The organism is Phenylobacterium sp. (assembly GCF_004297125.1).
Taxonomy (GTDB): domain Bacteria; phylum Pseudomonadota; class Alphaproteobacteria; order Caulobacterales; family Caulobacteraceae; genus Phenylobacterium.
In genome coordinates this window covers 1-5,447 of sequence record NZ_SCVD01000031.1, presented here as the reverse complement: position 1 = coordinate 5,447, position 5,447 = coordinate 1, and the positions used below count along the sequence as shown (strand labels likewise).

Sequence of the window (5,447 nt, the reverse complement as noted above, 5' to 3'; positions counted from 1 at the left end):
GCCGCGACCACGGCCATCATCCGGTCGAGCGTCTCCGCGGGCAGGAAGACGGGGGACCGCGCGAACAGCCAGGGGTGGGTTTCCGCCAGGTCCGCGGCAAATCCGGGGATCCCCGTCTCACGATCAAGCGCGGCCGCGAGGGCCGTCTGATCCACCCCCACGCAGAAGCAGCCGCCGTTCAGCTGGTCTGCGCGTACGGAGCCGGCCGAGGGCGACAGGTCGGACATCAATGAACGGGCCTCCTTGTGGTGGCGAACCGGCGTGAACCGCGCCGGGTCACCGGTCAAGGCCGAGCAGCCGCGACGTGTGGCGGGCGATCACGCGTTCTTCATCTGTGCGGATCATCCGGACGGTGACGGGAGCGCCGACCGGGCTCAGGCGTCCAGAACCGCGACGATTGGCGGCCGGGTCGAGTTCGACCCCCAGCCAGGCGAGCCGTGCGCAGGTCTCCGCGCGGATCCGCGGCGAATTCTCGCCGATGCCCGCGGTGAAGACCAGACCGTCGAGACCCTCCAGGCTCCCCGCCAGGGCCGCGACCTCGCGCGCCGCCCGATAGACGAACAGATCGACCGCCTCCCGCGCGGCCGGGCTGTCGCTTTCCAGCAAAACCCGCATGTCGCCACTGAGACCCGAGACGCCCAGCAGGCCGGAGCGCCGATAGAGCAGATCGACCAATCCGGCGGCGTCGAGGCCCCCGGCTTGCTGCAGATAGAGCACCACCCCAGGGTCCAGGCTCCCACAGCGCGTGCCCATGACCAGGCCGTCGAGCGGCGTGGCGCCCATGGTGGTGTCGATGCTCCGGCCGTTCCTCAGCGCGCAAAGGCTCGCGCCCGAACCCAGATGGGCCGCAACCACGCGTCCCTCAGCCATCGACGGATCGAGCACCGCGAGCTGTCCGGCCACGGATTCGTAGGACAGGCCGTGGAAGCCGTAGCGGCGAAGCCCTCTGGCTTCCCAGAGCCGGGGCAGACCCAGCCGATCCGCCACGGGGTCGTGACCGCCATGGAAGGCGGTATCGAACGTCAGGACCTGAGGCAGATCGGGACACGCCTTGCAGAGCGCCCGGACCCCCGCGAGTCCTTGCTGCTGGTGCAGGGGCGCAAGCGGGGCAAGGGCCTCAAGGCTCTCGAGAACGGGGTCGGAGGCGGCGACCGCCTGGCTGAAGTCGGGGCCGCCGTGGACCACGCGATGTCCGACCGCGGCCACGGGCCCGGCCAGTCGCGCCTCCACCCAACGCAACAGATCTGACGTCGCGTCGTCGCCCCCGGCGACCCAGGGCGTTTCGGACAGGACGCCGCCGGCGGCGTCCTGGCTCACGAGCCGTCGACCCGCGCCGTTAGATTCGATCCGGCCCCGCAACACCGGTGCAAGGTGTCCCCGGGCGGCTTCGAACACGCCGAACTTGACCGTGGAGGAGCCGACGTTGAGGGCGAGGACAGGCGGCATCCTGGCGTTGACCTCGGGCTGGCGCACGCCGGGCGTGCTGTTCACGTCCTGACGCAGCCAATCCTCGCCCGTTACAGACCCGACCACGCCGGCCGCCTCACACCGCCCTCTCCCGCGATCCGCCCGCGGCGTAATACTTTGCCGCCGGCGGCGTCAGACAGGCAGCGATGTTCAGTCTCTCCCGAAAGGATTCAGCCCCATGGCTTCGAACCGACCAGGACGCATCCTGAATCTCCTCACCTTCGCAGCCTTCGGCGCAGGGTTGGCCTATCTGCTCATCGGGGAGCATCGTGTTCATCTCCTCGGCTGGCTGCCGTTCCTCCTGATCCTGCTCTGCCCGCTGCTGCACATGACCATGCACGGCGGTCATGGGCGCGGGCATCGTCAGGGACCGCCGGGCCCTTCGGCCGCCGATTCCTCCCGTCCGCACCAATCCTGAGCGAGGTTCCCATGCCCGAACCGCAAGCCTACGGCCTCTGGTCCCTGGTCATCCTGAACTCGGTCCTCTTCATCTTTTTCGCCTTCACCTTCTTCAAGCCGAGGACGGGCCGGGACTGGCGCTCGTTCGGCGCTTTCAGCGCCTTTCTGGTGGCGCTCTTCACCGAGATGTACGGTTTTCCGCTCACCCTCTATTTCCTGTCCGGCTGGCTGCAAACGCGCTTCCCCGGCGTCGATTGGTGGTCGCACGACGCCGGCCACCTTCTGGAGACGATGTTCGGCTGGAGGGCGAACCCCCATTTCGGACCCTTTCACATCCTCAGCTTCGCCTTCATCGGCGGCGGCTTCTGGCTGATCTCCGCGGCCTGGCCGGTGCTCTATCGCGCTCAGCAGGAAGGCGTATTGGCCGCCAGCGGCCCCTATCGGTCCATTCGCCATCCGCAATACGTCGGCTTCGTCCTGGTGATGTTCGGCTTCCTGTTGCAGTGGCCGACGGTCCTCACCCTGGCCATGTTCCCGGTCCTGGTCTTCATGTACTGGCGGCTGGCCCGGAGCGAGGAGCGCGAGACCGAAGCCCGCTTCGGCCTGGACTACGCAACCTACAGGCTGGCCACGCCCGCCTTCATTCCGCGGCTGCGCTCCCGGGCGGCCCCGACGCCTTCCCGCCTCTGATATTCCGTTCGGGTCCCGACCCCAAGGAGCCCTGCGCCCACCACAGATCGGCGATTGGCGCCAGCGGCATCCGAAGGGCGCTCACCACACGACCGCAAGATTCGTTTCAGCTTTCGCCGAACGGCCTTACCTCGCTCACAGCGCCAATACGCGCCGCAAAGGACAATCCCTCGGAATATCGGCTGCAAATATTCTTGATCTGACCGTTTGATCTATCGCAATCGCGGCCGACATTTCCGAACCGATCCTGCTTTCAAGTTGAAGGACGGGATTTGTCAGATGAGCCTGAATTACGCCTCCATATCGACCGCGCCCGGGACAGCGCGCGCTCCGCTTGGGCTTGTCCCGGCGTCGGCCCGTCCCGAGGACATTCAACAGCTGGTGGAACTCGGGCTTCGAAAGGGCCGGGCCGGCCATTTGCGTTTCCTCAGGCGACGCCTCCGGTCGGAGGAAGACGCCGAGGACGTTCTGCAGGAGTTCGCCCTTAAGGCCACCCAGGGTGCAAGACACCTGACCAACCCCGGCAAGATTGACGCATGGCTTGGCATCGCGCTGCGCAATGCCCTGTTCGACCGCTACAGGCGCAATGCGAGCCGCACCCGACTGAACGAGGCCATACTCTCGGAGCTCCCTCGTACCATTGGGGATGACGCGTCCGAGGATCTGAACCGGGCGCTGCAGTGCCTGGCCGGAGCACTGGACGAGCTCAGGCCCGAGGCCGCCCAGCTCGTGCGGCGCGCCGAACTCCAGGAGACGCCTCTGAAGGTGATCGCCGGTGAGATGCAGCTGACCACCAACAACATCGGTGTTCGGGTCCACCGCGCCCGCGCGGCGCTGCGTGAACGCATGCAGGCGCGTTGCGGCGCCTGCCCGGAGCCCTGCGCCCTCGCGGCGCGGTGGAGGCAAGCCGTCGGTACGGCGGGTCAGGCCTCGATCTCGATCATATCGCCATGCGACGCCGCATAGTCGAGCGCATAGGCGAGTTCGCCCGCTGTCTCGGCGTGCACCGTCAGCAATGGCTGGCCCGCTGAGACTTCCGTGCCAAGGCGCACCTGCATCTGGACGCCGGCGGCCTTGCGTTCAGGCGCGCCAGCCAGCTTGGCCAGCGTAGCGACCTGGCGGTTGTTGATGAGGATGACGCGGCCGGACCGGGTCGCATGGATGGGCGCCCGCTGGGCCGCGACGGGCGGTGTGCGCATGCCCCCTTGCGCCTCGCAGATCCGCTCAAATCGCGCCCAGGCGCGACCATCAGCGAGAACAGCCTCGGCCGCTTCGGCGCCCCGACCGGCTTTCGCCACGCCGGCAAGTTCGAGCGCGGCGCCCGCCAGCAGGCAGGCGCGCTGGCGCAGGTCCTGCGGCGCTTCGGGTCGGTTCTGCAGCACCGCCAGAACATCAAGCGCTTCCAGCGCCGGGCCGATGCCGACGCCGACCGGCTGCTCCCCGTCGGTCTGAACGCAGAGGGCCTTCAGGTCGAACCGGGCCGCGATCTCGACGAGCCGTTGCGCCAACTTCGCGGCCGCCTCTCTCGTCCGCACCTTGGCGGTGGCGCCGACGGGAATGTCCAGCACCACATGGGTGGAACCCGCCGCGATCTTCTTGGACAGGACCGAGGCGATCAGCTGGCCTTCGGTGTCGACGTCGAGGACCCGCTCCACGCGGATAAAGATGTCGTCGACCGGGCTGAGCTTCACAGCCCCGCCCCAGACGACGCAGCCGTTCTCGGCTTCCACCACGCGGCGCATGGCGGGCAGGTCGAGATCGACCGGCGCCAGGGTCTCCATGGTGTCGGCCGTGCCGGCCGGTGAAGTGATGGCCCGCGAGGAGGTCTTGGGCGTGACCAGGCCGCAGGCGGCGAGGATGGCGACGACGATCGGCGTCGTGCGGTTGCCGGGAAGTCCGCCGATGCAGTGTTTGTCCATGACGATATCCGACGGCCAGCTCAGGCGGTCGCCGACGTCCACCATGGCCCGGGTCAGCGCCACCGTCTCGGCGTCGTCCATCGGCAGCACCGATGTCGCGGTCAGAAAGGCCGCGAGATGGATCGGCGTGTATCGCCCGGCGGCCACGTCCTGGACGACACCCCGGATCGCGGCCTCATCCAGCCGCGCTCCATAGATCCGGCGGCGAACGCTGGACATGGAGTCGATGGCCGGAGCGTGTCGCACGACGACGGGATCGCCCGGCGCCACCGCCAACTGCCGCCAGGCCTCTTCTGAGAGCGCCGCCTCGTCGAGGCCGAGAACGTCGCCGTCCATCTGGTACAGGGTGGCGTAGACCTCCCGGCCGGCGGCCGAAAGCACCACCTGGGCGCGGGACGACAGGCCTTCGGAGCGGCATACGTGGCAGTCGCGCCGCATCAGCACGATGGATTCGTGCTGGGCGTACAGGCCGAAGCGGCGCGCTTTGAGGGGCGCCGCCGCATGGGGTGCAGTCTTGACCACTTCGCTCACAGTTCGTGCCGCTCCATCATCTGCGGGATGACGCAGTCCCATCCGAGCCGGTCCTGAATCCGGACCCGCAGGGCGTCCGCCGCATGGGACTCGCCGTGGACGATGAAGGTCTTGCGCGGCGGTCGCCTGAGGCCGGAAAGCCAGCGCAGGATTTCCTCGTAGTCGGCGTGGGCCGAGAGCATCGGCAGGTTGGCCACCTCCGCGTTGACCTGAACCCACTGACCGTGGACCTTCACTTCCTTGGCGCCTTCGACCATCGAGCGACCGCGAGTGCCGGCCGCCTGGAAGCCTGAAAACAGGATGGTGTTGCGCCGGTCCGGACCGAAGGCCTTGATATGGTGGAGCACCCGCCCGCCGGTGGCCATGCCGCTGGCCGAAAGGATGACCTTGGGCATGGGGCTGGCGGTGAGTTTCTTGGAGGCGTCCACATCGCGCACATAG

At 68.1% G+C, this 5,447-nt stretch carries 7 protein-coding genes and 1 pseudogene; 3 read left to right on the top strand and 5 right to left on the bottom strand.

Features of this window, described 5'->3' with window-relative positions:
* The 3 genes and pseudogenes from EPO51_RS22195 to EPO51_RS22185 all read right to left on the bottom strand — a co-directional run.
* Window positions 1-227, bottom strand: a pseudogene (locus EPO51_RS22195) (hypothetical protein); the annotation flags it as partial.
* A 49-nt stretch (window positions 228-276) separates the two neighbouring features.
* The gene (locus tag EPO51_RS22190) at window positions 277-1,473 is read right to left on the bottom strand and encodes an acetate/propionate family kinase (protein ID WP_293354758.1); all 1,197 of its coding nucleotides are present in this window, start codon (window positions 1,471-1,473) and stop codon (window positions 277-279) included.
* Between the two features lie 70 nt (window positions 1,474-1,543).
* Window positions 1,544-1,816, bottom strand: coding sequence for a hypothetical protein (locus EPO51_RS22185; protein ID WP_230307572.1), 273 nt, complete (start codon window positions 1,814-1,816; stop codon window positions 1,544-1,546).
* Between EPO51_RS22185 and EPO51_RS22180 the strand changes: the two genes are divergently transcribed.
* From EPO51_RS22180 to EPO51_RS22170, 3 genes are all read left to right on the top strand, one after another.
* Window positions 1,757-1,885 carry a DUF2933 domain-containing protein gene (locus EPO51_RS22180; protein WP_293354761.1) on the top strand — a complete coding sequence of 43 codons (129 nt, stop codon included), beginning with the start codon at window positions 1,757-1,759 and terminating at the stop codon, window positions 1,883-1,885. The two genes, EPO51_RS22185 and EPO51_RS22180, sit on opposite strands and share 60 nt — an antisense overlap.
* An 11-nt stretch (window positions 1,886-1,896) precedes the next feature.
* A complete protein-coding gene (locus EPO51_RS22175; protein WP_293354755.1) occupies window positions 1,897-2,556 on the top strand; it encodes a methyltransferase family protein in 660 nt (219 codons plus the stop codon).
* A 279-nt stretch (window positions 2,557-2,835) separates the two neighbouring features.
* Window positions 2,836-3,522: an RNA polymerase sigma factor gene (locus EPO51_RS22170; RefSeq protein WP_292026938.1), complete on the top strand. Its 687-nt coding sequence runs from the start codon at window positions 2,836-2,838 to the stop codon at window positions 3,520-3,522.
* On the opposite strand, the gene EPO51_RS22165 is transcribed toward EPO51_RS22170, so the two are convergent.
* Together EPO51_RS22165 and EPO51_RS22160 are read right to left on the bottom strand one after the other, a co-directional pair.
* Window positions 3,480-5,006, bottom strand: a complete 1,527-nt coding sequence (locus EPO51_RS22165) for a thymidine phosphorylase family protein (protein WP_293354752.1) — start codon at window positions 5,004-5,006, stop codon at window positions 3,480-3,482. The two genes, EPO51_RS22170 and EPO51_RS22165, sit on opposite strands and share 43 nt — an antisense overlap.
* Window positions 5,003-5,447 (bottom strand): MBL fold metallo-hydrolase RNA specificity domain-containing protein (locus tag EPO51_RS22160; RefSeq protein WP_293354749.1); only part of this gene is annotated, 445 nt, incomplete at its 5' end. The genes EPO51_RS22160 and EPO51_RS22165, both read right to left, overlap by 4 nt.

What these genes read in the sequence shown, in the direction of transcription:
- EPO51_RS22175 (WP_293354755.1), top strand. Translation starts at nt 1,897, where the DNA reads ATGCCCGAACCGCAAGCCTACGGCCTCTGGTCCCTGGTCATCCTGAAC.
- EPO51_RS22185 (WP_230307572.1), bottom strand. Translation starts at nt 1,816, where the DNA reads ATGACCGCCGTGCATGGTCATGTGCAGCAGCGGGCAGAGCAGGATCAG.
- EPO51_RS22170 (WP_292026938.1), top strand. Translation starts at nt 2,836, where the DNA reads ATGAGCCTGAATTACGCCTCCATATCGACCGCGCCCGGGACAGCGCGC.